Source organism: Pantoea sp. Z09 (genome assembly GCF_022394795.1).
Taxonomy (GTDB): Bacteria; Pseudomonadota; Gammaproteobacteria; order Enterobacterales; family Enterobacteriaceae; genus Pantoea; species Pantoea latae.
On the sequence record NZ_CP092373.1, the window covers coordinates 3,235,177 to 3,259,526 of the forward strand.

Annotated in this window: 19 protein-coding genes and 1 riboswitch; of the genes, 14 read left to right on the forward strand and 5 right to left on the reverse strand. The window is 61.6% G+C overall.

The features are described from left to right. The first annotated feature begins 1 nt into the window (after position 1). Entirely contained in the window at positions 2–607 is a 606-nt protein-coding gene (leuD, locus tag MC269_RS15495; RefSeq protein ID WP_081138633.1) for a 3-isopropylmalate dehydratase small subunit, read from the forward strand. 185 nt (positions 608–792) lie between these two features. Here the strand turns inward: leuD and MC269_RS15500 are convergent, their stop codons facing one another. Continuing rightward, positions 793–1,971, reverse strand: coding sequence for an MFS transporter (locus tag MC269_RS15500; protein ID WP_239952941.1), 1,179 nt, complete (start codon positions 1,969–1,971; stop codon positions 793–795). Between the two features lie 250 nt (positions 1,972–2,221). On the opposite strand from MC269_RS15500, the gene sgrR reads away from it, so the two are divergent. The 4 genes from sgrR (at position 2,222) to thiQ (ending at position 7,334) form a co-directional block, all read left to right on the forward strand. Continuing rightward, a complete protein-coding gene (gene sgrR / locus MC269_RS15505) occupies positions 2,222–3,883 on the forward strand; it encodes an HTH-type transcriptional regulator SgrR (protein WP_239952942.1) in 1,662 nt (553 codons plus the stop codon). A 35-nt stretch (positions 3,884–3,918) separates the two neighbouring features. Further along, positions 3,919–4,011: riboswitch (TPP riboswitch) on the forward strand. Between the two features lie 44 nt (positions 4,012–4,055). Then, a complete protein-coding gene (thiB, locus tag MC269_RS15510) occupies positions 4,056–5,042 on the forward strand; it encodes a thiamine ABC transporter substrate binding subunit (RefSeq protein ID WP_239952943.1) in 987 nt (328 codons plus the stop codon). After that, complete coding sequence (gene thiP / locus MC269_RS15515; RefSeq protein ID WP_239952944.1) at positions 5,018–6,628, forward strand: thiamine/thiamine pyrophosphate ABC transporter permease ThiP; 1,611 nt, start codon at positions 5,018–5,020, stop codon at positions 6,626–6,628. Before thiB ends, thiP begins: the two co-directional genes overlap by 25 nt. Further along, positions 6,612–7,334 (forward strand): thiamine ABC transporter ATP-binding protein ThiQ, encoded by a 723-nt coding sequence (thiQ, locus tag MC269_RS15520; RefSeq protein WP_239952945.1) that lies wholly within the window; start codon positions 6,612–6,614, stop codon positions 7,332–7,334. Before thiP ends, thiQ begins: the two co-directional genes overlap by 17 nt. Here thiQ and MC269_RS15525 read toward each other — a convergent pair. Then, entirely contained in the window at positions 7,311–8,075 is a 765-nt protein-coding gene (locus tag MC269_RS15525; RefSeq protein ID WP_081138648.1) for a DedA family protein, read from the reverse strand. The two genes, thiQ and MC269_RS15525, sit on opposite strands and share 24 nt — an antisense overlap. A 154-nt stretch (positions 8,076–8,229) precedes the next feature. Here MC269_RS15525 and polB point away from each other — a divergent pair, with 154 nt between their 5' ends. The 3 genes from polB to rluA all read left to right on the forward strand — a co-directional run bounded on the left by polB (position 8,230) and on the right by rluA (position 14,357). Continuing rightward, positions 8,230–10,590: a DNA polymerase II gene (polB, locus tag MC269_RS15530; RefSeq protein ID WP_239952946.1), complete on the forward strand. Its 2,361-nt coding sequence runs from the start codon at positions 8,230–8,232 to the stop codon at positions 10,588–10,590. 156 nt (positions 10,591–10,746) lie between these two features. After that, entirely contained in the window at positions 10,747–13,653 is a 2,907-nt protein-coding gene (rapA, locus tag MC269_RS15535; protein WP_081138654.1) for an RNA polymerase-associated protein RapA, read from the forward strand. 50 nt (positions 13,654–13,703) lie between these two features. Beyond that, positions 13,704–14,357, forward strand: coding sequence for a bifunctional tRNA pseudouridine(32) synthase/23S rRNA pseudouridine(746) synthase RluA (gene rluA, locus MC269_RS15540; protein WP_371824385.1), 654 nt, complete (start codon positions 13,704–13,706; stop codon positions 14,355–14,357). Positions 14,358–14,370: 13 nt separating this feature from the next. On the opposite strand, the gene djlA is transcribed toward rluA, so the two are convergent. Next, the gene (gene djlA / locus MC269_RS15545; protein ID WP_081138659.1) at positions 14,371–15,183 is read right to left on the reverse strand and encodes a co-chaperone DjlA; all 813 of its coding nucleotides are present in this window, start codon (positions 15,181–15,183) and stop codon (positions 14,371–14,373) included. 182 nt (positions 15,184–15,365) lie between these two features. Here djlA and lptD point away from each other — a divergent pair, with 182 nt between their 5' ends. Genes lptD through apaH form a run of 6 tightly spaced genes read left to right on the forward strand, consistent with a single transcriptional unit; the run spans position 15,366 to position 22,186 of the window. Beyond that, the gene (gene lptD / locus MC269_RS15550; RefSeq protein ID WP_239952947.1) at positions 15,366–17,744 is read left to right on the forward strand and encodes an LPS assembly protein LptD; all 2,379 of its coding nucleotides are present in this window, start codon (positions 15,366–15,368) and stop codon (positions 17,742–17,744) included. 55 nt (positions 17,745–17,799) lie between these two features. Then, a complete protein-coding gene (gene surA, locus MC269_RS15555; protein ID WP_081138664.1) occupies positions 17,800–19,095 on the forward strand; it encodes a peptidylprolyl isomerase SurA in 1,296 nt (431 codons plus the stop codon). Next, the gene (gene pdxA, locus MC269_RS15560; protein ID WP_081138667.1) at positions 19,085–20,077 is read left to right on the forward strand and encodes a 4-hydroxythreonine-4-phosphate dehydrogenase PdxA; all 993 of its coding nucleotides are present in this window, start codon (positions 19,085–19,087) and stop codon (positions 20,075–20,077) included. The genes surA and pdxA overlap by 11 nt, the downstream gene beginning before the upstream one ends. Continuing rightward, positions 20,070–20,891, forward strand: a complete 822-nt coding sequence (gene rsmA, locus MC269_RS15565; RefSeq protein ID WP_239952948.1) for a 16S rRNA (adenine(1518)-N(6)/adenine(1519)-N(6))-dimethyltransferase RsmA — start codon at positions 20,070–20,072, stop codon at positions 20,889–20,891. The genes pdxA and rsmA overlap by 8 nt, the downstream gene beginning before the upstream one ends. A 3-nt stretch (positions 20,892–20,894) precedes the next feature. After that, on the forward strand, positions 20,895–21,272 hold the full coding sequence (gene apaG / locus MC269_RS15570; RefSeq protein ID WP_081138672.1) for a Co2+/Mg2+ efflux protein ApaG: 378 nt from the start codon (positions 20,895–20,897) through the stop codon (positions 21,270–21,272). A gap of 59 nt (positions 21,273–21,331) precedes the next feature. Then, positions 21,332–22,186, forward strand: coding sequence for a bis(5'-nucleosyl)-tetraphosphatase (symmetrical) ApaH (gene apaH / locus MC269_RS15575; RefSeq protein WP_239952949.1), 855 nt, complete (start codon positions 21,332–21,334; stop codon positions 22,184–22,186). A 55-nt stretch (positions 22,187–22,241) separates the two neighbouring features. Here the strand turns inward: apaH and folA are convergent, their stop codons facing one another. Together folA and MC269_RS15585 are read right to left on the reverse strand one after the other, a co-directional pair. Beyond that, complete coding sequence (gene folA / locus MC269_RS15580; RefSeq protein ID WP_239952950.1) at positions 22,242–22,721, reverse strand: type 3 dihydrofolate reductase; 480 nt, start codon at positions 22,719–22,721, stop codon at positions 22,242–22,244. A 266-nt stretch (positions 22,722–22,987) separates the two neighbouring features. Beyond that, positions 22,988–24,127, reverse strand: a complete 1,140-nt coding sequence (locus tag MC269_RS15585; protein WP_239952951.1) for a porin — start codon at positions 24,125–24,127, stop codon at positions 22,988–22,990. Positions 24,128–24,350: the final 223 nt, after the last annotated feature.

Sequence of the window (24,350 nt, forward strand, 5' to 3'; positions counted from 1 at the left end):
CATGGCGAATAAATTTACTCAGCACACCGGCATCGTCGCCCCGCTGGACGCGGCGAACGTCGACACCGACGCCATTATTCCTAAACAGTTTCTGCAGAAGGTGACGCGCACCGGCTTTGGCGCGCACCTGTTTCACGACTGGCGTTTCGACGATGACGCTGGCACCGTGCCGACCGCCAGCTTTGTGCTGAACAAGCCGGAATTTCAGGGCACCAGCATTCTGCTGGCGCGTGAAAACTTCGGCTGCGGCTCCTCGCGCGAGCATGCGCCCTGGGCGCTGACCGATTTCGGTTTTCACGTGGTGATTGCGCCGAGCTTCGCCGACATTTTTTACGGCAACAGTTTTAATAACCAGCTGCTGCCGGTGCGCCTCAGCGATGAGCAGGTCGACGAGATGTTCCAGCTGGTGGCGGCGCAGCCGGGCATCCGCTTTACCGTCGATCTGGAAGCGCAGACGGTGACGGCGGGCGACAAGGTCTATTCGTTTGAGATCGACAGCTTCCGCCGTCACTGCATGCTGAACGGTCTCGACAGCATCGGCCTGACGCTGCAGCACGAAGCGGCGATTACCGACTACGAACAGCGCCAGCCTGCGTTTCTGAATTAAGGCTTACTTCCAGACAGCACTAAAGTCAAAACGAGGGTGGCATGGGCAGAAGAGCAAAGCGTCCCGCGACAGGGATGTCGCGGGCCGAGCGAGCATGGATGCCTTGAGCGCCTTTGCGATCGGCCCATGCCACCCTCGTTAGCACCGGTCCTGTTTAAGGGCGACCACCGCGTCGCCCTTCTCTTTTATACGTTCTTCACGCGCGCCGACATGGCGAACGCCGCGACGGCCAGCCCCAGCGCCAGCCAGTACACCGCAATATGCCCGAAGCGCTCGCTGAGCGTGCCCTGAATCACGCCTGCCAGAATCATCCCGGTGGAAATCGAGTTGGTGAACATCGTGGTCGCCGCCCCAGGCCTGCCCGGCATCAGATCCTGAAACCAGAGCATGCCGATGCCGGCGATAATGCCGATAAACACCGCGTTAAACAGCTGCAGCGCCATCAGCGCGGTCTGCGAGGCGAACATCACCAGCCCGGCATAAAACAGAATGCCCGCCGCCAGTGCGATCAGCATCAGATTGCGCTTGCCGACGCGCTTCGCGTAGTGCCCGGCCAGCAGCATCACCGGGATCTCCAGCCCGGCAGCGGTGCCCATCAGCAGCCCCGCCAGCTTCTCCGGCAGCCCCAGCGTCACGCTGATGTAGAGCGGCATATCGATGATATACATGGTGTTGCAGGTCCACATCGTCACCGAGGCGATAAACAGTAGGCGCACGTCGCGGTCGCGCCAGCCGCTCAGCGGCATGCCGCCGCTCCTCATCAGCGGCTGGGCGCGCGGCACCGACGGCAGGGTGAATTTGATCAGCACAATACAGACCAGAAACAGCGCGGCCGCCACCAGAAACAGCGTCACGAAGCCGAAGTTAAGCGCCAGGGCGAACGACAGCGGCGGACCGATTACCCAGGCGAGCGACAGCTGCGCGCGCATCACCGAACTGAACATCACCGCTTCGCGCGCCGACTGGTCGGCATACTCGCGCGCCAGCGCAAAGATCTGCGGCATTGACACGCTGGCCAGCGCCGAGAGCAGCACGCCCAGGGTGATCAGCGTCAGATAGTGGCGGGTAAAGGCGAACAGCAGCGCGTTGCAAAAGGCCATCACACAGCAAAAGAGGATCAGCGTGCGGCGATCGCCGCGGCTGTCGGAGCGCTTCGCCACCAGCATGCTGACGGCAATGCCCGCAATGGCGTTGACGGTGAAAAACAGCCCGACCCAGAAGGGGCGCGCCTGCACCTCGCGCGTCAGAAACAGGCTCAGCGTTGGCGCCTGCAGCGCGCCGGCGACGCCGATCATAAAAGAGGCCGCCATAAAAGCGAGAAAGACCGGATTGATACGGCGCGTCCGGGTTAACAGCGACTTCATAGCGACATCCCTTTCAGGTGATAAAGCAGGAAAAACAAGAGAAAGGATTCTAGCGCAACAGAAAAAAGCCAGCAGAGAAAATCGCTGCTGGCGGTGTAATTGCACCCTACTCAGAAAAGATCCCGCCGCAGCGGCATCATGGTCGAGCGCCATTCAGTGCTGAATGCCTCCCGCTCTTCCAATAGTGCTAAGTTTGCCCGTAATATGAGGCAGGAAAAACTGAGCGCTTTTCACAAGGAGTTCCTCTTTTATGTCCTCATCGCGCCTTAAGCAGCAGTTCATCCGCCTGTGGCAAAGCTGTCAGGGCGAGAGCCAGCTGGTCACGCTGAGCGAGCTGGCCGAGCGGCTGCACTGTTCGCGTCGCCATATGCGCAACCTGCTCAATGCGATGCAGGAGGCGGGCTGGCTCACCTGGCAGGCCGAGGCGGGACGCGGCAAGCGCTCGCAGCTCAGCTTCTGCTACACCGGGCTGGCGCTGCAGCAGGAGCGCGCCGAAGATCTGCTGGCGCAGGATCGCATCGATCAGCTGGTGCAGCTGGTCGGCGACAAGGCGGAGGTGCGCCAGATGATCCGCGCCCACCTTGGCCGCAGCTTTCGTCAGGGCAAACATATTTTGCGCGTGCTCTACTACCGGCCGCTGCTCAACCTGCTGCCTGGCTCGCCGCTGCGTCGCTCGGAAACCCATCTGGCGCGGCAAATTTTCAACGGCCTGACGCGTATAAATGAGGAAAACGGGGAAATCGAAGCGGATATCGCCCATCACTGGCAGGCGATCTCGCCGCTGCACTGGCGCTTCTACCTGCGCCCGGCGATCCGCTTTCACCACGGCCGCGAGCTGGAGATGGCGGACGTGATTTCAAGCCTGGAGCGCCTGCGACCGCAGCCGCTCTTCTCCCATATCCGTGAGATTGATTCGCCCGCGCCCTGGACGCTGGATATCCACCTCAGCGAACCGGACAGCTGGCTGCCGTGGCTGCTCGGCAGCGTCAGCGCGATGATCCTGCCGCGCGAGTGGCCGCAGATGCGCGACTTTGCCCGCCAGCCCGTCGGCACTGGCCCCTATCGCGTGGTGCGCAACCAGCAGAGCCAGCTGAAAATCGAAGCGTTCGACGACTACTTCGGCTTTCGCGCGCTGATCGACGACGTCTCTATCTGGGTGCTGCCGGAGATCAGCGACGAGCTGGTCTATTCCGGCGTGCGGCTGCAGGGCGACGGCGAGGATGAAAAATCAGAAGAGAGCCGCCTTGAAGAGGGCTGCTATTTCCTCTTGTTCGACCAGCGCTCCGCGACAGGTCGCGACGCGGCCATCCGCCGCTGGCTCGGCTATTTGCTCAATCCCATCGCCCTGCTCAACCATGCAGAGATGGGCTATCAGCGCTACTGGTATCCCGCCTACGGCCTGCTGCCGCGCTGGCATCACCGCCGCGACCTGACGCCGGTGGAGAAGCCGGCGGGGCTGGAGCGCCTGACGCTGACCTGGTACAGCCAGCATGTGGAACATCACGGCATCGCCAGCGCGCTGCGTCCGCTGCTGGCGCAGCATCAGGTGCAGCTGATTACCCGCGAGGTCGACTACGAAACCTGGCATCAGGGCGAGGCGGAGAGCGACGTCTGGCTCGGCAGCGTCAACTTCACTCTGCCGCTGGAGTATGCGCTGTTCGCCCAGCTCTACGAGATCCCGCTGCTACATCACTGTCTGCCGCTCGACTGGGAAGAGGACGCCGCGCGCTGGCGGCGCAAAGCGCTGCCGCTCGCCGAATGGAGCAAGCGGCTGCTGGACGCGGGCGGTTTGCATCCGCTGTTCCATCACTGGCTGCTGCTGGAAGGCCAGCGCAGCATGCGCGGCGTGCGGCTTAACACCCTCGGCTGGTTCGACTTTAAATCCGCCTGGTTCGCGCCGCCGACGCTGTGACGCTTTCCCCCTGGCGTCGAAATGTCTAGAATGAGCCGTTCTCAACGGGGTGCCTGCAAAAGGCTGAGATAAACCCGTCGAACCTGATTCGGTTAATACCGACGTAGGGATTTGAGAGGCTGCTACGCTCAGATCCTTTGCGACTCATAACAACTCTCCCCTGGAGCGCAAAGTGGTTAAACAGATTCTCCCTCTGCTGATATTGCTGTCCGTGCCGGCGCTGGCGGCCAAACCTGCCCTGACCGTCTATACCTACGACTCGTTCTCCGCCGAATGGGGCCCCGGCCCGGCGGTTAAAAAGGCGTTTGAAGCGCAGTGCGGCTGCGAGCTGAACTATGTGGCGCTGGAAGATGGCGTCTCGCTGCTGAACCGCGTGCGCATGGAGGGCAAGAACAGCAAGGCCGACGTGGTGCTCGGCCTCGATAACAATCTGCTGCAGGCGGCGCAGCAGACCGGCCTGTTCGCCAAAAGCACGGTCGATCTCCATAGCCTGACGCTGCCAGGCGGCTGGCAGGATCAGACCTTCGTGCCCTTCGACTACGGCTACTTCGCCTTCGTCTACGATAAAACGCGCCTGAAAAACCCGCCCACCAGCCTGAAAGAACTGGTGGAAAGCCCGGAGAAGTGGCGTGTCATCTATGAAGATCCGCGCACCAGCACCCCAGGCCTTGGCCTGCTGCTCTGGATGCAGAAGGTCTACGGCGACAAGGCGCCCGAGGCCTGGCAGAAGCTGGCGCAGAAAACCGTCACCGTGACCAAAGGCTGGAGCGAAGCCTACGGACTGTTCCTGAAAGGCGAAGGGGATCTGGTGCTGAGCTACACCACCTCGCCCGCCTATCACCTGATTGAAGAGAAGAAAGCGAACTACGCCGCCGCGCCGTTCGCCGAAGGCCACTACCTGCAGGTAGAAGTCGCCGCGCAGCTCGCCAGCAGCAAGCAGCCGAAGCTGGCGCAGCAGTTCATGCAGTTTATGCTGACGCCCGCCTTCCAGAACGCCATCCCGACCGGCAACTGGATGTATCCGGTGATCAAAAGCGATCTGCCCGCCGGTTTCCAGACGCTGAGCGTGCCGCAAACCGCGCTGCACTATAGCCCGCAGGACGTGGCGCAGCAGCGCGCCAGCTGGATTAGCGCATGGCAACGCGCCGTCAGCCGCTAATCCCGCTGTGGCTGGTGCCGGGCGGCGCTGCTGCGCTGCTGCTGCTCGCCGTGGCGCTGCTGGCGTTCGGCGCGCTCTGGTTCAGCGCGCCGACGGGCGACTGGCGTGGGCTGCTGCACGACAGCTATCTGCGCCATGTGGTGCGCTTCTCCTTTACCCAGGCGCTGCTCTCCGCGCTGCTGTCGCTGCTGCCGGCGATCCCGCTGGCGCGCGCGCTCTACCGGCGCCGCTTTCCCGGCCGCCAGCTGCTGCTGCGCCTCTGCGCCATGACGCTGGTGCTGCCGGTGCTGGTGGCGGTATTCGGCCTGCTGACGGTCTATGGCCGGGTCGGCTGGCTGGCGCAGCTCTGCCAGCTGCTCGGCGTTGACTACCGCTTTTCGCCCTATGGGCTACAGGGCATTCTGCTGGCGCACGTTTTTTTCAACCTGCCGCTGGCAACGCGCCTGATGCTGCAGGCGCTGGAGAGCATTCCCGGCGAGCAGCGTCAGCTCGCCGCCCAGCTCGGCCTGCGCGGCTGGCATCTGTTCCACCTGCTGGAGTGGCCCTGGCTGCGCCGTCAGCTGCTGCCGACCGGCGCGCTGATTTTTATGCTCTGCTTCGCCAGCTTCGCCACCGTGCTGTCGCTCGGCGGCGGCCCGCAGGCCACCACCGTTGAGCTGGCGATCTTTCAGGCGCTGAGCTACGACTACGATCCCGGCCGCGCCGCGCTGCTGGCGCTGATCCAGCTCGCCTTCTGCCTGACGCTGGTGCTGCTGAGCCAGCGCTTCAGCAAGGCGATCCCAGCGGGCAGCACGCCGCTGCGCGGCTGGCGCGATCCGCAGGATTCGCGGCGCGCGCGCTTTGCCGACGCGCTGATTATCACGCTGGCCCTCTTGCTGCTGCTGCCGCCGCTGCTGGCGGTGGTGGTTGACGGGCTGCGCGGCGCGTCGGGCGGCGCGCTGGCGCAGCCGGCGCTGTGGCAGGCGACCCTGACCTCGCTGCGCATCGCTGTCGGCGCCGGCGTGCTCTGCGTCACGCTGACCATGATGCTGCTGTGGAGCAGCCGCGAGCTGCGCCTGCGTCAGCGCCTGCTGCCTGCGCAGCTTATAGAAACCAGCGGCATGCTGATCCTGGCGATGCCGGGCATCGTGCTGGCGACCGGCTTCTTTCTGCTGTTCAACGCCACCACCGGCCTGCCCGACTCGCCCGACGGGCTGGTGATCTTCGCCAACGCGCTGCTCGCCGTGCCCTATGCGCTCAAGGTGCTGGAAAATCCGATGCGCGATCTTGCCGAGCGCTATACGCATCTCTGCGCCTCGCTGGGCGTCAGCGGCTGGAACCGGCTGCGGCTGATCGAACTGCGCGCGCTGAAGCGTCCGCTGGCGCAGGCGCTGGCCTTCGCCTGCGTGCTCTCTATCGGCGACTTCGGCGTGGTGGCACTGTTCGGCAGCGCCGACTTCCGCACCCTGCCCTTTTACCTCTATCAGCAGACCGGCGCCTACCGCGGCGCAGACGGCGCGGTCACCGCGCTGCTGCTGCTGGCGCTCTGTTTGCTGCTGTTTACCCTGATGGAATCCCTTCCTGGCCGCCATGCTGACACTGACTAATCTGACCTATCTCTATCAACATCTGCCGATGCGTTTCAGCCTCAGCGCCGCGCGCGGTGAACGGCTGGCGGTGCTGGGGCCAAGCGGCGCGGGCAAAAGCACGCTGCTGAGCCTGATCGCCGGCTTTCTGCCGGTCAGCCAGGGCGCGCTGCGCATCGACGGCGCGGATCACACCCACAGCGTGCCGTCGCAGCGTCCGGTGTCGATGCTGTTTCAGGAGAACAACCTGTTTCCGCACCTTAACGTGCAGCAGAATATGGCGCTGGGCCTGCATCCGGGGCTGAAGCTCAACGCCGCGCAGCGGCGCCAGCTGGAGGAGATTGCCGATCAGGTGGGGTTAAGCGATCTGCTGACGCGCCTGCCGGGCCAGCTCTCCGGCGGTCAGCGGCAGCGCGCGGCGCTGGCGCGCTGTCTGCTGCGCGAGCGCCCGGTGCTGCTGCTCGACGAGCCCTTTTCGGCGCTCGATCCGGCGCTGCGTAACGAGATGCTGCAGCTGGTGCGGCGCGTCTGCGAGGCGCGGGCGATCACCCTGTTGATGGTGTCGCACAGCCTGGAGGATGCGCAGCAGATTGCGCCGCGCAGTCTGGTGATCGTCGACGGCCGCGTCTACTGGGACGGCGCGACCGAGGCGCTGTTGTCGGGCACTACGCGCGAAGCCGAGGTGCTCGGCATCGCGCGCGCGTCAGGCAAAAAAGACCTGCCATAGCAGCCGACGGAACATCGGCATCATCGGATGGAACTGGATGGCGGCGAAGGCGGCCACCGCGACGATCATGCCCAGCGGCGCCAGCCAGCGCAGGCGCGCAGGCGGCAGATACGGCGTCGCCCAGTCGCGGCTTTTGCCGCTGCGCCACCAGCGCCAGCCGAGCCAGCAGCCCAGCCACACCAGCAGCGCCACCAGCAGCAGCAGCCACTTAAAGGCGCCGCTCTGCGCGTCCTTCGGCACGTCGATCGCCACGCCCGCCAGAATGCCCGGCAGCAGATAGAGCGGCGGCCACAGCAGGCAGCCGATCAGGTTCGGCGGCAGAAATTTGCGCACCGGCAGCTCGAGCATGCCCGCCGCCAGCGGGATCAGCGGACGCGTCGGCCCGACAAAGCGCCCGACCAGGATGGTAAACATGCTGTGCTGATGCAGCGCGTGCTCGGTTTTATCCAGCAGCCCTTTGTATTTTTGCAGGTATTTCCAGCGGTGCAGCGGCCCCTGAAACTTCCAGCCGATGCCGTAAGAGAGCCAGTCGCCCAGCAGGCAACCGACAATGCCCGCCGCCCAGGCGGGATAGAGCCCAATCTGCCCGCTGCCCACCAGCGCGCCCAGGCTCGCCATCATCACGGTGCCCGGCAGCAGCAGGCCGACAAAGGCCAGCGATTCAAGAAAGGTCACCAGCGCAACGGCGATCAGCGCGTACTCCAGCGACTGCGTAAACAGATGTTGAATCCAGGCTTCCATAACCGTCCTTCTCAGATTTCGGATGCTGGATTGTCCAGAGGCGGCGCGGCAGCGTCAAGGTAAGAATTGTAGGGTGATATTGACAAAAGCGCGCCCGCGCGCACTGGATAAATAACCATGATATACTCTGGCTGTTTTTTCCTCTGGAGCCGATGTGAATACGCCGCGCGCAGGATTCCTGCTTACTCGTCACTGGCGCGACAGCGCTCAGGGCACTGAAATCATCTTCTGGCTGGCCACCGACAGCGGCGCGCAGCGTCTGGTGCTGCCCGCTCAGGAGGCGGTGGCCTTTATTCCGCGCGACTATCAGCCGCAGGTGGAAGCGCTGCTGCGCGACGAGCGCCAGGTGCGCTTCCAGCCGCTGGCGCTGAGGGATTTTCGCCGCCGCCCGGTATTCGGCCTCTACTGTCGCCAGCATCGCCAGCTGCAGCGGCTGGAGAAGCTGCTGCGCGAACAGGGTATTCCGGTTTATGAAGCGGATATCCGGCCGCCGGAGCGTTTCCTGATGGAGCGCTTTATCACCGCGCCGGTCTGGTTCAGCGGCGAGCCGCAGGGCGACGCGCTGGTCAACGCCCGCCTGAAGCCGCATCCCGACTACCGTCCGCCGCTGAAGTGGGTGTCGCTGGATATTGAAACCACCCAGCACGGCGAACTCTACTGCATCGGGCTGGAGGGCTGCGGCCAGCGGCAGGTCTTTATGCTGGGCCCGCCCAACGGCGACGCCAGCGCGCTCGACTTCGAGCTGACCTATCTCGATACGCGCCCGCAGCTGCTGGAGGCGCTCAACGTCTGGTTCGCCGAACACGATCCCGACGTGCTGATCGGCTGGAACGTCATTCAGTTCGATCTGCGCGTGCTGCAAAAGCACGCCGATCGCTACGGCATCCCGCTGCGCCTCGGCCGCCAGAATACGCCGCTGGAGTGGCGCGAGCACGGCTTCAAGCCTGGCGTCTTTGCCGCCGGCGCGCCGGGCCGTCTGATTATCGACGGCATCGAGGCGCTGAAATCCGCCTTCTGGATGTTCCCCTCTTTTAGCCTTGAGTCGGTGTCGCAAACCCTGCTGGGCGAAGGCAAGGCGATCGACAATCCCTGGCACCGCATGGAGGAGATCAACTGGCGCTTCGCCAACGATAAGCCGGCGCTGGCGCGCTATAACCTCAAAGACTGCGAGCTGGTCACGCGCATCTTCCATAAAACCGAGATTATGCCGTTTCTGCTGGAGCGCGCGTCGGTGAACGGTTTGGCGGCGGATCGTCACGGCGGATCGGTGGCGGCCTTTAACCATCTTTATATTCCGCGCATGCACCGCGCCGGCTTTGTCGCGCCAAATCTCGGCGAGATCGCGCCGGAGGCGAGCCCAGGCGGCTATGTGATGGATTCGCGTCCCGGCCTCTACGACTCGGTGCTGGTGCTCGACTACAAAAGCCTCTATCCGTCGATTATCCGCAGCTTCCTGATCGATCCGGTTGGCCTGGTGGAAGGGCTGGCGCATCCCGACGACGCCGATTCCGTGCCTGGCTTCCGCGAGGCGCGCTTCTCGCGACAAACGCACTGTCTGCCCGCCCTTGTTGAGCAGATCTGGCAGGGACGCGAAGCGGCCAAACAGCAGGGCAATCAGCCGCTGTCGCAGGCGCTAAAGATCATCATGAACGCCTTTTACGGCGTGCTTGGCACCAGCGCCTGCCGCTTCTTCGATCCTCGCCTCGCCTCCTCAATCACCCTGCGCGGCCACGCCATTATGCAGCAGACGCGCCAGCTCATTGAAGCGCAGGGCTTTGATGTGATTTACGGCGATACCGACTCAACCTTCGTCTGGCTGAAAGCGCCGCACGGCGAGGCGGAGGCGGCCGCCATCGGCCGCGCGCTGGCGGAGCAGATCAACCTCTGGTGGCGCGAGCATCTGCAGCAGCAGTACGGTCTGACCAGCGCGCTGGAGCTGGAGTATGAAAACCACTTCAGCCGCTTCCTGATGCCGACCATTCGCGGCGCCGAACAGGGCAGTAAAAAGCGCTACGCCGGGCTGATCCGCGACGGCGCCAGCGAGCGCATGGTGTTCAAAGGGCTGGAGTCGGTGCGCACCGACTGGACGCCGCTGGCGCAGCAGTTTCAGCAGGCGCTCTACGGCCGCATCTTTCGCGGCGAACCCTGGCAGGATTACGTGCGCGACACCGTGGCGCGCCTGCTGGCGGGCGAGCTGGACGACCAGCTGGTGTATAAAAAACGGCTGCGCCGCCCGCTGGCCGACTATGAGCGCAACGTGCCGCCGCACGTGCGCGCCGCGCGGCTGGCGGACGAGCAGAACCGCAAGCTGAACCGGCCGCTGCAGTACCAGAACGGCGGCTCCATTCGCTACGTAATGGCGACGGCCGGCCCCGAGCCGCTGGAGGCGCGCGTCACGCCGCTGGACTACGATCACTACGTCAGCAAGCAGCTGCAGCCGGTGGCTGACGGCATTTTGCCTTTCGTCGACGGCGACTTTGCTACACTGATTACTGGGCAGCTGGGGCTTTTTTGACAGGTGACGAACGGCCTGCCTTCCAGTACCATAGCGCCCTTCCTGCATCTCACCGCTCTTATAACCTGACCAGACGCCTCTTTGTCTGGGGAAAAGGTATTGCCTGTGGTCGGGGATCATCACCAAAAATTCATTAAAAATTCGAGCTAAAAAGATATGGTTTTTACATTAGGTCAACGCTGGATTAGTGATACGGAAAGTGAACTGGGACTGGGTACGGTAGTGGCGGCAGACGCCCGCATGGTTACGCTGCTGTTTCCGGCGACAGGCGAAAACCGTCTGTACGCCCGTAACGACTCCCCGGTGACCCGCGTAATCTTTAATCCGGGCGATACGGTGACCAGCCACGAAGGCTGGCAAATGCGCGTCGATGAAGTCCGCAATGAAAATGACCTGATGACCTATATCGGCACGCGTCTTGATACCGAAGAAAGTGACGTCGTGCTGCGGGAAGTGATGCTCGACAGCAAGCTGGTGTTCAGCAAACCGCAGGATCGCCTGTTCGCCGGCCAGCTCGACCGCATGGATCGCTTCGCCCTGCGCTTTCGCGCGCGCAAATATCAGAGCGCCCAGTATCGCCTGCCGGTCAGCGGCCTGCGCGGCATGCGCACCAACCTGATCCCGCACCAGCTGCATATCGCCCACGACGTGGGCCGCCGTCACGCGCCGCGCGTACTGCTGGCGGACGAAGTGGGCCTCGGCAAAACCATCGAGGCGGGCATGATTATCCAGCAGCAGCTGCTGGCCGGACGCGCCGAGCGCGTGCTGATCATCGTGCCGGAAACCCTGCAGCATCAGTGGCTGGTGGAGATGCTGCGCCGCTTTAACCTGCGTTTCGCGCTGTTTGACGACGATCGCTACGCCGAAGCGCAGCACGACAGCGACAACGCCTTTGAGACCGAACAGTTAATTATCTGCTCGCTCGATTTCGTGCGCCGCAACAAGCAGCGCCTCGAGCAGCTGGCGGACGCCGAGTGGGACCTGATGGTGGTCGACGAAGCGCACCATCTCGCCTGGAGCGAAGGCGCGCCGAGCCGCGAATATGCGGTTATCGAGCAGCTGGCGGAGCAGATCCCCGGCGTGCTGCTGCTGACCGCGACGCCGGAACAGCTGGGCATGGAGAGCCATTTCGCCCGTCTGCGCCTGCTCGATCCCAACCGCTTCCACGACTTTGCGCAGTTCGTCGACGAGCAGCAGCACTATCGTCCGGTCGCCGACGCGGTCTCTTCGCTGCTGGCCGACAACGCCATCTCGCAGGATGAGATGAACATCATCAACGACCTGGTGGGCGAGCAGGATATCGAGCCGCTGCTGCAGGTCGCCAACAGCGATCGCGACGGCAAGCTGGACGCGCGCAAAGAGCTGATCGCCATGCTGATGGATCGCCACGGCACCAGCCGCGTGCTGTTCCGCAACACGCGCAACGGCGTGAAAGGCTTCCCGAAACGCGAACTGCATCAGATCCGCTTGCCGCTGCCCGCGCAGTATCAGACCGCGATCAAAGTCTCCGGCATTATGGGCGCGCGCAAAAGCGCCGAGGAGCGCGCACGCGACCTGCTCTACCCCGAGCAGATTTATCAGGAGTTCGAAGGCGACACCGGCACCTGGTGGAACTTCGATCCGCGCGTCGAGTGGCTGCTCGGCTACCTGACCAGCAATCGCAAAGAGAAGGTGCTGGTGATCTGCGCCAAAGCGGCCACCGCGCTGCAGCTGGAGCAGGTGCTGCGCGAGCGTGAAGGTATCCGCGCGGCGGTGTTCCATGAAGGGCTGTCGATTATCGAACGCGACCGCGCCGCCGCCTGGTTCGCCTCGGAAGAGAACGGCGCACAGGTGCTGCTCTGCTCCGAGATCGGCTCAGAAGGACGCAACTTCCAGTTCGCCAGCCGGCTGGTGATGTTCGATCTGCCGTTTAATCCGGATCTGCTGGAGCAGCGTATCGGCCGTCTCGATCGCATCGGCCAGGCGCACGACATTCAAATCCTCGTGCCCTGGCTGGAGAAAACCGCCCAGGCGGTGCTGCTGCGCTGGTATCACGAAGGGCTGGACGCCTTCGAGCACACCTGTCCGACCGGCCGCACCATCTACGACAGCGTGCATCAGCCGCTGATCGACTTCCTCGCCGCGCCGGAAAACAGCGAAGGCCTGGATGAATTTATCGCCGACTGCCGCAAGCAGCACGAGTCGCTGAAGGCGCAGCTGGAGAACGGACGCGACCGCCTGCTGGAGCTGAACTCCAACGGTGGCGAGTCGGCGCAGGCGCTGGCGGCGGAGATCGCCGCGCAGGACAACGACACCGAGCTGGTGAACTTTGCGCTCAACCTGTTCGATATCGTCGGCATTAATCAGGAGGATCGTAGCGATAACCTGATCGTGCTGACGCCGTCCGACCATATGCTGGTGCCCGATTTCCCTGGGCTGCCGGAAGATGGCTGCACCATCACCTTTAACCGCGACCAGGCGCTGTCGCGCGAAGATACCCAGTTCATCACCTGGGAGCATCCGCTGATCCGCAACGGTCTGGATCTGATCCTCTCCGGCGACACCGGCAGCTGCGCGCTGTCGCTGCTGAAAAACAAGGCGCTGCCGGTCGGCACGCTGCTGGTGGAGATGATCTACGTGGTTGAGGCGCAGGCGCCGAAGCATCTGCAGCTGACCCGCTTCCTGCCGCCGACGCCGATCCGCATGCTGCTGGATCGCAACGGCACCAACCTCGCGGGCAAGGTGGAGTTCGAGAGCTTCAACCGCCAGCTTAACGCGGTGAACCGCCACACCGGCAGCAAGCTGGTCAACGCGGTGCAGCAGGATGTGCACGCCATTCTGGTGCAGGCCGAAGAGAAAGTGGTGCCGGAAGCGCAGGCGCTGATCGCGGCGGCGCGCGCCGAAGCGGACGAGAAGCTGGGCGCCGAGCTGTCGCGTCTGGAGGCGCTGAAAGCGGTGAACCCGAATATCCGCGAGGATGAGATCGAGGCGCTGGAGAGCAACCGTCAGCAGGTGCTGGAGAGTCTGAGCCAGGCGAACTGGCGTCTCGACGCGCTGCGCCTGATCGTGGTGACGCATCAGTAATCTATCGGGGCCGTTGGCCCCTTTTACTTTAGACAGAAAGCGAATAAATGATGGAACCCTATAATCCGCCGCGCGAACCCTGGCTGCACATCCTCTATCAGGATGCGCACATTATGGTGGTCAATAAGCCAAGCGGGCTGCTGTCGGTGCCTGGCCGTCTGGAAGAGCACAAAGACAGCGTGATGACGCGCGTGCAGCGCGACTATCCGCAGGCGGAATCGGTGCATCGCCTTGATATGGCCACCAGCGGCGTGATCGTGGTGGCGCTCACCAAGGCGGCGGAGCGCGAGCTAAAGCGACAGTTCCGCGAGCGCGAGCCGTCAAAAAGCTACGTGGCGCGCGTCTGGGGCCATCCGGCGGCGGAAAAAGGGGTCATCGATTTGCCGCTGATCTGCGACTGGCCGAACCGGCCGAAACAGAAAGTCTGCTTTGAAACCGGCAAAGCGGCGCAGACCGAATATGAAGTGCTGGCGTATCTGGACGACAACAGCGCGCGCGTGGCGCTGAAGCCGATCACCGGCCGCTCGCACCAGCTGCGCGTGCATATGCTGGCGCTGGGCCATCCTATCTTAGGCGACGGCTTTTACGCCCATCCCGAGGCGAAAGCCCGCGCGCCGCGCCTGCTGCTACATGCCGAGTCGCTGACCATCACCCATCCGGCGTTCGGCAACAGCATGACCTTCCGCCAGCCCGCGGACTTTTAAGCGGGCGGGCCCGCTACTTAAAGCCTTTCTCGCGGCGGATCAGATCGTACGCCGCCTGAATCTCCTGCGCCTTCTGCTTCGCCATCTCCATCATCTCCGGCGGCAGCCCTTTCGCCACCAGCTTATCAGGATGATGCTCGCTCATCAGCTTGCGGTAGGCGCGTTTAATGGTGGTGGCGTCATCGCTGCTCTTCACGCCCAGCACGCTGCAGGCATCCTCCAGCGTCGGCCCGCGCTGCGCCTGCTGATAGCCGCCGTAGCCTGCGCCCTGACCGCCGCCAAACTGCTGACCGCCCTCCATCATGCGCAGAAACTGATCGAACTGAACGCGCGAAATGCCCAGCTCTTCGGCGATGACGTAGAGCACCTGACGCTCGTTGGGATGCAGCGAACCGTCGGCGAACGCCGCCTGTATCTGAATTTCCAGAAACATCCGAATCAGATCGAAGCGGCCAAAACAGGCGCTGCGCAGCTCGCGCAGCTTGGCGCGCAGCGGATAGTCGCCCTGCTTGCCCTCGCGGAAGGCGCGCTGCGCCGCGCTGCGCGCGTCGCCGTGCAGCTGCATGCGATCCATTAATAAAGAAGCGATTTGAATATCGGCCTCGGTCACGCGCCCCTTTGATTTGGTAAGGTGGCCCATCACCTGAAACGTGGTCTGAAAAAAGAGCGTCTGACGGGTTTGATTATTGGCAAACCAGGCCTGTCCTTTTGCACTGCGCACCTTGTCAACGAGATGGCCAATCAGCAGGCCGAATACAATGCCCCAAAAACCGGCGCCGGAAAGCAACCCCAGCACCAGCCCGATAACTTTTCCCCAGTAGCGCATAAACTCCTCAATTCGCCATGCTTGCGGCTGAAAATTGCATTATCATACCTGTCATTTATCCCAGCGCCTAACGGCAACGCGGACAGACACGGATTAACACTGGCACAACGCCGGGCAGTACGTTAGTCTCTGAGCCGATTGTCGGCATGATGCCAGTTTTCATGGAATTCTCGATACCGCGTATGAATAAACGACTACCTACCCTGCTGGCCACCATGATTGGCGCAGCGATATCCAGCCAGTCCGCTCTGGCCGACGATCTTATGTCGCAGTGTATGCTGGGCGTACCGAGCTATAATCGTCCGCTGGTCACCGGCCAGACGAACCAGCTGCCGGTGACGATTCATTCCGACGCGGCGAAAGGGAACTATCCAGACGACGCGGTATTCACCGGCAATGTAGAGGTTCAGCAGGGCAACAGCCGCCTGCAGTCGGATGAGATGCAGCTGCATCAGCGCCAGCAAGAGGGGCAGACCACGCCGGTTCGCACCGTCGACGCGCTGGGTAATGTGCACTACGACGACAATCAGGTCATCCTGAAAGGTCCGAAAGCCTGGTCCAACCTGAATACCAAAGACACCAACGTCTGGAACGGCAACTACCAGATGGTGGGCCGTCAGGGCCGCGGCGACGCCGACCTGATGAAGCAGCGCGCTGACAACCGCTACACCATTCTGGAAAACGGCAGCTTCACCTCCTGTCTGCCCGGCTACAACAGCTGGAGCGTGGTGGGCTCGGAAGTGATCCAGGATCGCCAGGAAGAAGTGGCGGAGATCTGGAACGCGCGCTTTAAGCTCGGCGCGGTGCCGATCTTCTACAGCCCCTATCTGCAGCTGCCGATTGGCGATCGCCGCCGCTCCGGCTTCCTGATCCCGAACGCGAAGTATGGCAGCAGCAAAGGGTTCGAATTTGTTCTGCCCTACTACTGGAACATCGCGCCGCAGGCGGATGCCACCATTACGCCGCACTATATGTCGAAGCGCGGCATGCAGCTCGAGAACGAATTTCGCTATCTGACGCAGTTCGGCGCCGGTCTGATGGAGTTCGACTATCTGCCGTCTGATAATCAGTACGATAAAGACAAAGCGGCGCGCGGCATCGCCGAGGATAAAAGCAACGACCGCTGGCTCTTCTACTGGCAGCACGCCGGCGTCTATGACCAGCACTGGCGCTTCAACGCCAACTACACCAAGGTCAGCGATCCTTACTATTTCAACGATCTCGACTCGAAATATTACAGTTCGACTGACGGCTATGCGACGCAGAAGTTCAGTATCGGCTACGCCGACACCAACTGGGACGCCACGCTCTCCAGCAGGGATTTCCAGGTCTTCGGCGACACCAGCAACACCAACGTCTATCGCGCGCAGCCGCAGCTGGACCTGAACTTCTACCAGAACGATATGGGTCCGTTCGACGGCCGTATCTATGCGCAGGCGGTGAAGTTCACCAACGTCAACGACAACTATCCCGAAGCGACGCGCTTGCATATCGAACCGACGCTCGATCTGCCGCTGTCCAACGGCTGGGCCAGCCTGGATACCCAGGCGAAGTTCCTGGCAACGCACTATCAGCAGGATTCGCTGGAGTATTACAACGCGAATATAGCCGGCACCGACAACAGCCAGAGCGGCCAGCTGAAAAGCTCGGTAAACCGCACCATGCCGCAGTTCAAGGTCGACGGCCGTCTGGTCTTCGATCGCGATATGGACTGGGCGGAGGGCTATACCCAGACGCTGGAGCCGCGCGTTCAGTACCTCTATATTCCCTATCGCAACCAGAGCGATATCTATCCGTACGACTCGACGCTGCTACAGACCGACTACACCGGTCTGTTCCGCGACCGTACCTATAGCGGCCTGGATCGCATCGCGTCCGCCAATGAAGTGGCGACCGGCGTCACCACGCGTATTTATGATCAGGATCTGGTTGAACGTTTTAACGTTTCCGTGGGTCAAATCTACTCGTTTACGCCTTCCCGTACCGGCGTAAACCAGACCAACAAAGAAGATGACACCGGCAGCCTGATTTGGGCCGGCGACACCTACTGGAAAGTGAGCGATCGCTGGGGCGTGCGCGGCGGGCTGCAGTATGACACCCGTCTCAATAACGTCGCCCAGGGCAATACCGTCCTGGAGTATCGTCGCGATGCCGACCGCGTCCTGCAGCTGAGCTACCGCTACAGCAGCCCGGAATATGTGGCCAGCGCGCTGAACAACTCCGATCTGGTGAACAACCCGATCTACAAAAACGGTATTTCTCAGGTAGGCGGCACCGCCAGCTGGCCGATTGCTGATGCCTGGTCGGTGGTGGGCGCGTATTACTACGATACGCGCAACAAAAAACCGGCCTCGCAGCTAGTTGGTCTGCAGTACAGCTCTTGCTGCTACGCGATCCGCGTGGGTTACGAACGCAAGATCAACGGTTGGGAAAATAACGACAGTAAGTACGACAACCAAATCTCATTCAACATTGAGCTGCGTGGTTTGAGTTCCGGTTACGGCTTAGGCACCGACCAGATGCTGCGTCAGGGCATTATCCCTTACCAGCGCGCTTTCTGATGTTGCGATGTTTGACTGGTCATTCCCGCACTGCGGAAACAACAATGGATAAAGTATGAAGAACTGGAGAATGCTGATTCTGGGTGTGGCGATCGCCGCCAACACCGCGTTCGCAGCACCACAAGTGGTTGATAAAGTCGCCGCCGTTGTTAACAACGGCGTCGTTCTCGAAAGTGACGTAGATAATATGCTGCGCACCGTGAAGGCGCAGGCGCAACAGGCTGGCCAGCAGTTGCCGGACGACAAAACCCTGCGTCACCAGATCCTTGAACGCCAGATCATGGACAACATCATCCTGCAGATGGGCGAAAAAGCGGGCCTGCAGATCAACGATCAGCAACTCGACCAGGCGATCGGCAATATCGCCGCGCAGAACCATATGAGCCTCGACCAGCTGCGTAGCCGTCTCGCCTACGACGGCGTCAACTACAGCGACTATCGCGGACAGATCCGCAAAGAGATGCTGATCGCCGAGGTGCGCAACAACGAAGTTCGTCGTCGCGTCACCATTCTGCCGCAGGAAGTCGACACGCTCGCCACCCAGGTCGGCGCGCAAAACAGCCAGGGCACCGAACTCAACGTCAGCCAGATCCTGCTACCGCTGCCGGAAAACCCGTCGCAGCAGCAGGTCGACGATCAGGAAGCGCTGGCTAAGCAGCTGGTCGGCGAACTGAAAGGCGGCGCAGATTTCGGCAAGCTGGCCGTCACCTACTCCGCCGATCCACAGGCGCTGAAAGGCGGCAACATGGGCTGGGGCAAAATTGAAGAGCTGCCGACCCTGTTCGCCCAGGCGCTTTCCACCGCGAAGAAAGGCGATATCGTCGGTCCGATCCGCTCCGGCGTCGGCTTCCATATCCTGAAGGTCAACGACCTGCGCGGCGAGAGCAAAAACATCTCTGTCACCGAAGTGCACGCGCGCCATATTCTGCTGAAGCCGTCGCCGATCCTCACCGACGACCAGGCGCGCGCGAAGCTGGAACAGATCGCCGCCGATATTCGCAGCGGTAAAACCAGCTTCGCCGCCGCGGCGAAACAGTTCTCTGACGATCCAGGCTCCGCTAACCAGGGCGGCGATCTGGGCTGGTCTTCGCCGGAAGCGTTCGATCCCGCCTTCCGCGACGCGCTGCTGAAGCTGCAGAAAGGCCAGACCAGCCAGCCGGTTCACTCTTCGTTCGGCTGGCACCTGATCCAGTTGCTGGACACCCGCCAGGTCGATAAGACCGATGCGGCGCAAAAAGAGCGCGCCTATCGCCTGCTGTTCAACCGCAAGTTTGCGGAAGAAGCGCAAACCTGGATGCAGGAGCAGCGCGCCAGCGCCTACGTGAAGATTCTGGACGGCAATGCGCAGTAATTTTCGCGTCGTTATCACCCCCGGCGAACCCGCCGGGATTGGTCCCGATCTCGCCATTCAACTGGCTCAGCAGAGCTGGCCGGTTGAACTGGTGGTGTGCGCCTCGCCGCAGCTGCTGCGCGAGCGCGCCGCCCTGCTCGGCCTGCCGCTGACGCTGCGCGACTATCAGCCTGGCGTCGCGGCACAGCCGCAGCAGGCGGGCACGCTGACGGTGCTGCCCGTCGACACCGCGCAGCCGGTGACGCCGGGTGTCCTTCAACCGGCCAACAGCCCCTACGTACTGGCGACGCTGGCGCGCGCCTGCGACGGCTGTCTGAACGGCGAGTTTGCCGCCCTGATCACCGGACCGGTGCATAAAGGCGTGATAAACGATGCGGGCATCCCCTTTACCGGCCACACCGAGTTTTTTGCCGATCGCGCCGGCGGTCATCGCGTGGTGATGATGCTGGCGACCGAAGAACTGCGCGTGGCGCTGGCCACCACCCATCTGCCGCTGAAAGATGTCTCTGCGGCGATTACCCACGCCAGCCTGCGCGAAGTAATCACCATTCTGCACCGCGACCTGCAGCAGAAGTTCGCCATCGCGCAGCCGCATATCTTTGTCTGCGGGCTAAATCCCCATGCGGGCGAAAGCGGCCATATGGGACGCGAAGAGATCGATACCATTATTCCGGCGCTCGACTCCCTGCGCGAACAGGGCATTCAGCTGACCGGACCGCTTCCCGCCGACACCCTGTTCCAGCCGAAATATCTGCAGCACGCCGATGCGGTGCTGGCGATGTATCACGATCAGGGTTTGCCGGTGCTAAAATTTCAGGGGTTTGGCCGCGCGGTGAATATCACGCTTGGTCTGCCCTTTATCCGCACCTCCGTTGACCACGGCACCGCGCTGGAACTGGCCGGTCTGGGTCAGGCGGAGCCGGGCAGCTTTATTACGGCGCTTAACCTCGCCATCACTATGATCAAGAGCAGTAATGAATAATCGCGTCCATCAGGGGCACTACGCCCGTAAACGTTTCGGGCAGAACTTCCTGAACGATCAGTACATTATCGACAGCATTGTCTCCGCCATCCATCCGCAGCGCAGCGAAGCGCTGGTGGAGATTGGCCCAGGCCTCGGCGCGCTGACCGAACCGGTCGGCGAACGCCTCGACGCCTTAACGGTGGTCGAGCTGGACCGCGATCTGGCTGCGCGTCTGCAGACCCATCCGTTCCTCGGCCCCAAGCTGACGATCTATCAGCAGGATGCGATGACCTTCGATTTCGCCGCGCTGGCCAAAGAAAAAGGGCAGCCGCTGCGCGTATTTGGCAACCTGCCCTACAATATTTCGACCCCGCTGATGTTCCACCTTTTCAGCTATACTGGTTCGATTAAAGATATGCACTTCATGCTGCAGAAAGAGGTGGTCAACCGCCTCGTCGCCGGGCCTGGCAGCAAAGCCTACGGCCGCCTCAGCGTGATGGCGCAGTACTACTGCCAGGTGATCCCGGTGCTGGAAGTGCCGCCGCACTCTTTTACGCCGCCGCCTAAAGTGGATTCGGCCGTGGTGCGTCTGGTGCCGTTTGTCGAGCCGCCGCATCCGGTAAGCGATATTCGCGTCCTGAGCCGCATCACCACCGAAGCGTTCGGCAAGCGCCGCAAAACGCTGCGCAACAGCCTCGGCTACCTGTTCGCCGTCGGCGCGCTGGATGAGCTGGGCATTGATGCAGGACTCCGCGCGGAAAACGTGTCGGTGGCGCAATACTGTCAGTTAGCCAACTGGCTGGCGACGCATAACGTTGAACCGCTGGAGTAATGCATGAGTGAATCGGCCCGGATGTCTATTCAGGTACAAAGTCTCTATATCGCCTCTCAGTCTTCGCCGGAAGAAGAGCGCTACGTCTTTGCTTATACCATCACCATCCGCAATCTGGGCCGTACCGCTGTGCAACTGCTGGGCCGTTACTGGCTGATCACCAACGGCAACGGACGCGAAACCGAAGTTCAGGGCGAAGGCGTGGTTGGTGAGCAGCCCTTTATCGCGCCCGGCAGCGAATTTCAGTACACCAGCGGCGCGATTATCGAAACGCCGATGGGCACCATGCAGGGCCACTATGTGATGCAGGATGAAGAGGGTGAAACCTTTAACATCGACATCCCGGTGTTCCGACTCGCCCTGGAAACCCATATACACTGATCTTTTTACCCTTCGCCCGGCTCTGCCGGGCGCGGTTTTTTATTGCGGATAACTTCTCTATGAGCACATATCTGATTGGCGACATCCACGGCTGTTACGATGAGCTGCGCGCGCTGCTGGAGCAGGTCGATTTTTCGCCTGAACAGGATACGCTGTGGCTGACCGGCGATCTGGTGGCGCGCGGTCCGAGCTCGCTTGAGGTGCTGCGCTACGTGAAATCCCTCGGCCAGAGCGTGCGTATGGTGCTGGGCAATCACGATCTGCATCTGCTGGCGGTCTTTGCCGGCATTAGCCGCAACAAGCCGAAGGATCGCCTGACGCCGCTGCTGGAAGCAGAAGATGCCGACGAGCTGATCAACTGGCTGCGCCGTCAGCCGCTGTTGCAGGTTGATGAAGAGAAGAAGCTGGTGATGGCGCACGCCGGCGTCACGCCGCAGTGGGATCTGGAGACGGCGCAAGCCTGCGCGCGCGAGCTGGAAGCGGTGCTCTCTAGCGACAGCTACCCGCTGTTTCTCGACGCGATGTATGGCGACATGCCCAATAACTGGACGCCGGAGCTGAGCGGGCTGGCGCGCCTGCGCTTCTCCGCTAACGCCCTGACGCGCATGCGCCTCTGCTTTCCCAACGGGCAGCTCGATATGATCTGCAAAGAGGCGCCCGATTCCGCGCCGCCGCCGCTGAAGCCCTGGTTCGCCATTCCCAACAGGCTGCCCGAAGGCTACACGCAAATCTTCGGCCACTGGGCGTCGCTGGAAGGCAAAGGCACGCCGCCCGGCGTGATCGGACTGGATACCGGCTGCTGCTGGGGCGGCGTGCTGACGCTGCTGCACTGGGAAAGCCAGCGCTACTTTACCCAGCCGTCCAGCCGCCAGCCGTCGATGACGGAAACGCTGCCGCCGCAGCAGTCCGCCTGAGCGACGCATAAAAAAAGGCCTTGTCCACGGACAAGGCCTTTTTACTTTCTCGTGCTTAGCGACGATCGAGAATTTCGAAGCAGTAGCTGTGAGAGTTCTGCTCGTCAGCGTCATGGAATTCGCTGAAGGTCGACTGCCACTCATCCGGCTCGTAGTCCGGGAACTGGGTGTCCCCTTCGACTTCGGCATCGATATGGGTGAGATAGAGACGATCGGCGCGCTTGAGCATCTGCTCATAGATGCGCCCGCCGCCAATCACCATGATCTCCGGCACATCGCCAGCGGCGGCGATTGCGTCATCCAGCGACGTCACCCAGGTGACCCCTTCGGCCGTGCCGGGCTGGCTGCTGACGACGATATTCAGCCGTCCAGGCAGCGGACGACCGATGGATTCAAAGGTCAGGCGACCCATAATAACCGGTTTATTCAGGGTGTTGCGTTTGAACCACGCCAAATCTGCAGGCAGGTTCCACGGCATGGCACCTTCCATACCAATGACGCGATCCGCTGCTAATGCCGCGATCAGACTAATCATGTTAAGAGACTCACAGTAAAAAATTGGCGCCATCATACGTAAAGGCGAAACTTTCGTCGATAGCGGGAAGAGTCTTATTACGTAAAGGGCTTTTGCCACCGCCTTTTGCGGGTTGGGCAGAGTTTTAAACCGCTTTTTCCCGGCACAACCCCGCAAGCCGCCAGATAAAATCGGTTAGCCGATACAAGGCGGGAAACCGGCGCTTATTTGCGGCGCGTCGGCCAAAAAAAACGGCTCCCGCAGGAGCCGTTTCACGCTTCAGACCGTTAGAAATCGTAGCGCAGACGCACCAGGTTGATATCGCCCAGGTTGTCGGTGCTGGAGGTAAAGACGTGTTCGTAATCGACGCGGAAGCCGTAGTCGAGGAACAGCGTCACACCCAGGCCGTTGTCGATACGCTGATAGTTGCGACCGTTGACGTACTCCAGACGGTCGCCCATCACGTAGGGCTGAATCGCTTTCAGGCCGTACTGCTTAACCGGGATCTTATAGCCAGCGAAGTACTCCAGGCCCCAGGCGTCGTCGGCGAAGTAGTCGTTGACGTTGCTGCGCTTGGTCAGCAGGAAGTTCTGATACCAGCCGCCGCCAGCAGAGAGCGTCCAGTTGCCCGGCTTCCAGCTCAGTGCGGTGCCGTAGATATTCTGGTTGTAGTCGCCGCTGTCGCCATTGCCCGGATTACGCATCTCCGCGCGGGTATAGTTCCACGCCGTGCCCCAGGTCAGGTCGTCGGTGATGTGATAATCCACGCCCAGCGAGCCGCCGCCTTTGCGCTTGTAGCGCAGGCCGTTGCCCGGCAGGTATTCGTTGTCGCTGAACAGGTAAGAGGCATACAGGTCGACCGCGCCGAAGCTGTTTTTATACTTCAGCTGTTTGCGTGAGCGGTATGAACCGTCGTAGTCGCCATTGATGCCGTTGCCCGGCGCCTGGCCTTTCATGTCGTAATCCCAGATATCGGTTTTCGCGCCGACCACATCATAGAATACGCTGTTCTGCTGGCCGAAATAGATTTCGCCCCAGGTTTTGCTTTTCAGACCGGTGTAAAGCTGGCGACGCGTGGTGTCGTTCGCGCCATCTTTATAGTGATTGTCCCAGTCGAATACTGCGGGAATATTTACGCCGACTTCGTAATAGCTCGCCCAGCTAATATCGTCGAACAGATAATAGTCAGCGGCGAAGCGGAAACGGGTGCCGCCGTCAAAGCCATTACGCTTGTAGGATTTGTCGTTGACGCCGGTCTGGTGTTCGAACTGCGGACGAATGCTGCCGCCAACGGTGAAGTTCAGTCGGCTCAGCGGATCGCCCGCCTGCGGATCTTGTTTAAGCAGAGTAATTTCGGCCTGGCTGGCAAATGGCGCAGCCGCCATTAATGCAGCGATGGCGCTCAGTGTGAAAGCACGCATTTTCATTTTTTTATAGGTTCCTGATTGGCCCGGAATAATAGGCGGCGAAATATTACGTCGTGCCGATACGCTTTCGCTTTATAAATTTGTGCGGTTTTTAGGGGAAATGAGAATTACCGCATTCCGCGCTAAGCCTAAAGACAAACCTGCAAAACTTTAATCGTTTTTAGTTATTTATTATTGAGGATCGGTTTAAAAAAATAAAAAAAACGGCCCCGCAGGGCCGTTT

Excerpts from the sequence above, each read along its gene's own strand:
- leuD (WP_081138633.1), top strand. The coding sequence starts at position 2 with ATGGCGAATAAATTTACTCAGCACACCGGCATCGTCGCCCCGCTGGAC.
- MC269_RS15500 (WP_239952941.1), bottom strand. The coding sequence starts at position 1,971 with ATGAAGTCGCTGTTAACCCGGACGCGCCGTATCAATCCGGTCTTTCTC.
- sgrR (WP_239952942.1), top strand. The coding sequence starts at position 2,222 with ATGTCCTCATCGCGCCTTAAGCAGCAGTTCATCCGCCTGTGGCAAAGC.
- thiP (WP_239952944.1), top strand. The coding sequence starts at position 5,018 with ATGGCAACGCGCCGTCAGCCGCTAATCCCGCTGTGGCTGGTGCCGGGC.
- thiQ (WP_239952945.1), top strand. The coding sequence starts at position 6,612 with ATGCTGACACTGACTAATCTGACCTATCTCTATCAACATCTGCCGATG.
- MC269_RS15525 (WP_081138648.1), bottom strand. The coding sequence starts at position 8,075 with ATGGAAGCCTGGATTCAACATCTGTTTACGCAGTCGCTGGAGTACGCG.
- rapA (WP_081138654.1), top strand. The coding sequence starts at position 10,747 with ATGGTTTTTACATTAGGTCAACGCTGGATTAGTGATACGGAAAGTGAA.
- rluA (WP_371824385.1), top strand. The coding sequence starts at position 13,704 with ATGGAACCCTATAATCCGCCGCGCGAACCCTGGCTGCACATCCTCTAT.
- djlA (WP_081138659.1), bottom strand. The coding sequence starts at position 15,183 with ATGCGCTACTGGGGAAAAGTTATCGGGCTGGTGCTGGGGTTGCTTTCC.
- lptD (WP_239952947.1), top strand. The coding sequence starts at position 15,366 with ATGAATAAACGACTACCTACCCTGCTGGCCACCATGATTGGCGCAGCG.
- surA (WP_081138664.1), top strand. The coding sequence starts at position 17,800 with ATGAAGAACTGGAGAATGCTGATTCTGGGTGTGGCGATCGCCGCCAAC.
- pdxA (WP_081138667.1), top strand. The coding sequence starts at position 19,085 with ATGCGCAGTAATTTTCGCGTCGTTATCACCCCCGGCGAACCCGCCGGG.
- rsmA (WP_239952948.1), top strand. The coding sequence starts at position 20,070 with ATGAATAATCGCGTCCATCAGGGGCACTACGCCCGTAAACGTTTCGGG.
- apaG (WP_081138672.1), top strand. The coding sequence starts at position 20,895 with ATGAGTGAATCGGCCCGGATGTCTATTCAGGTACAAAGTCTCTATATC.
- apaH (WP_239952949.1), top strand. The coding sequence starts at position 21,332 with ATGAGCACATATCTGATTGGCGACATCCACGGCTGTTACGATGAGCTG.
- folA (WP_239952950.1), bottom strand. The coding sequence starts at position 22,721 with ATGATTAGTCTGATCGCGGCATTAGCAGCGGATCGCGTCATTGGTATG.
- MC269_RS15585 (WP_239952951.1), bottom strand. The coding sequence starts at position 24,127 with ATGAAAATGCGTGCTTTCACACTGAGCGCCATCGCTGCATTAATGGCG.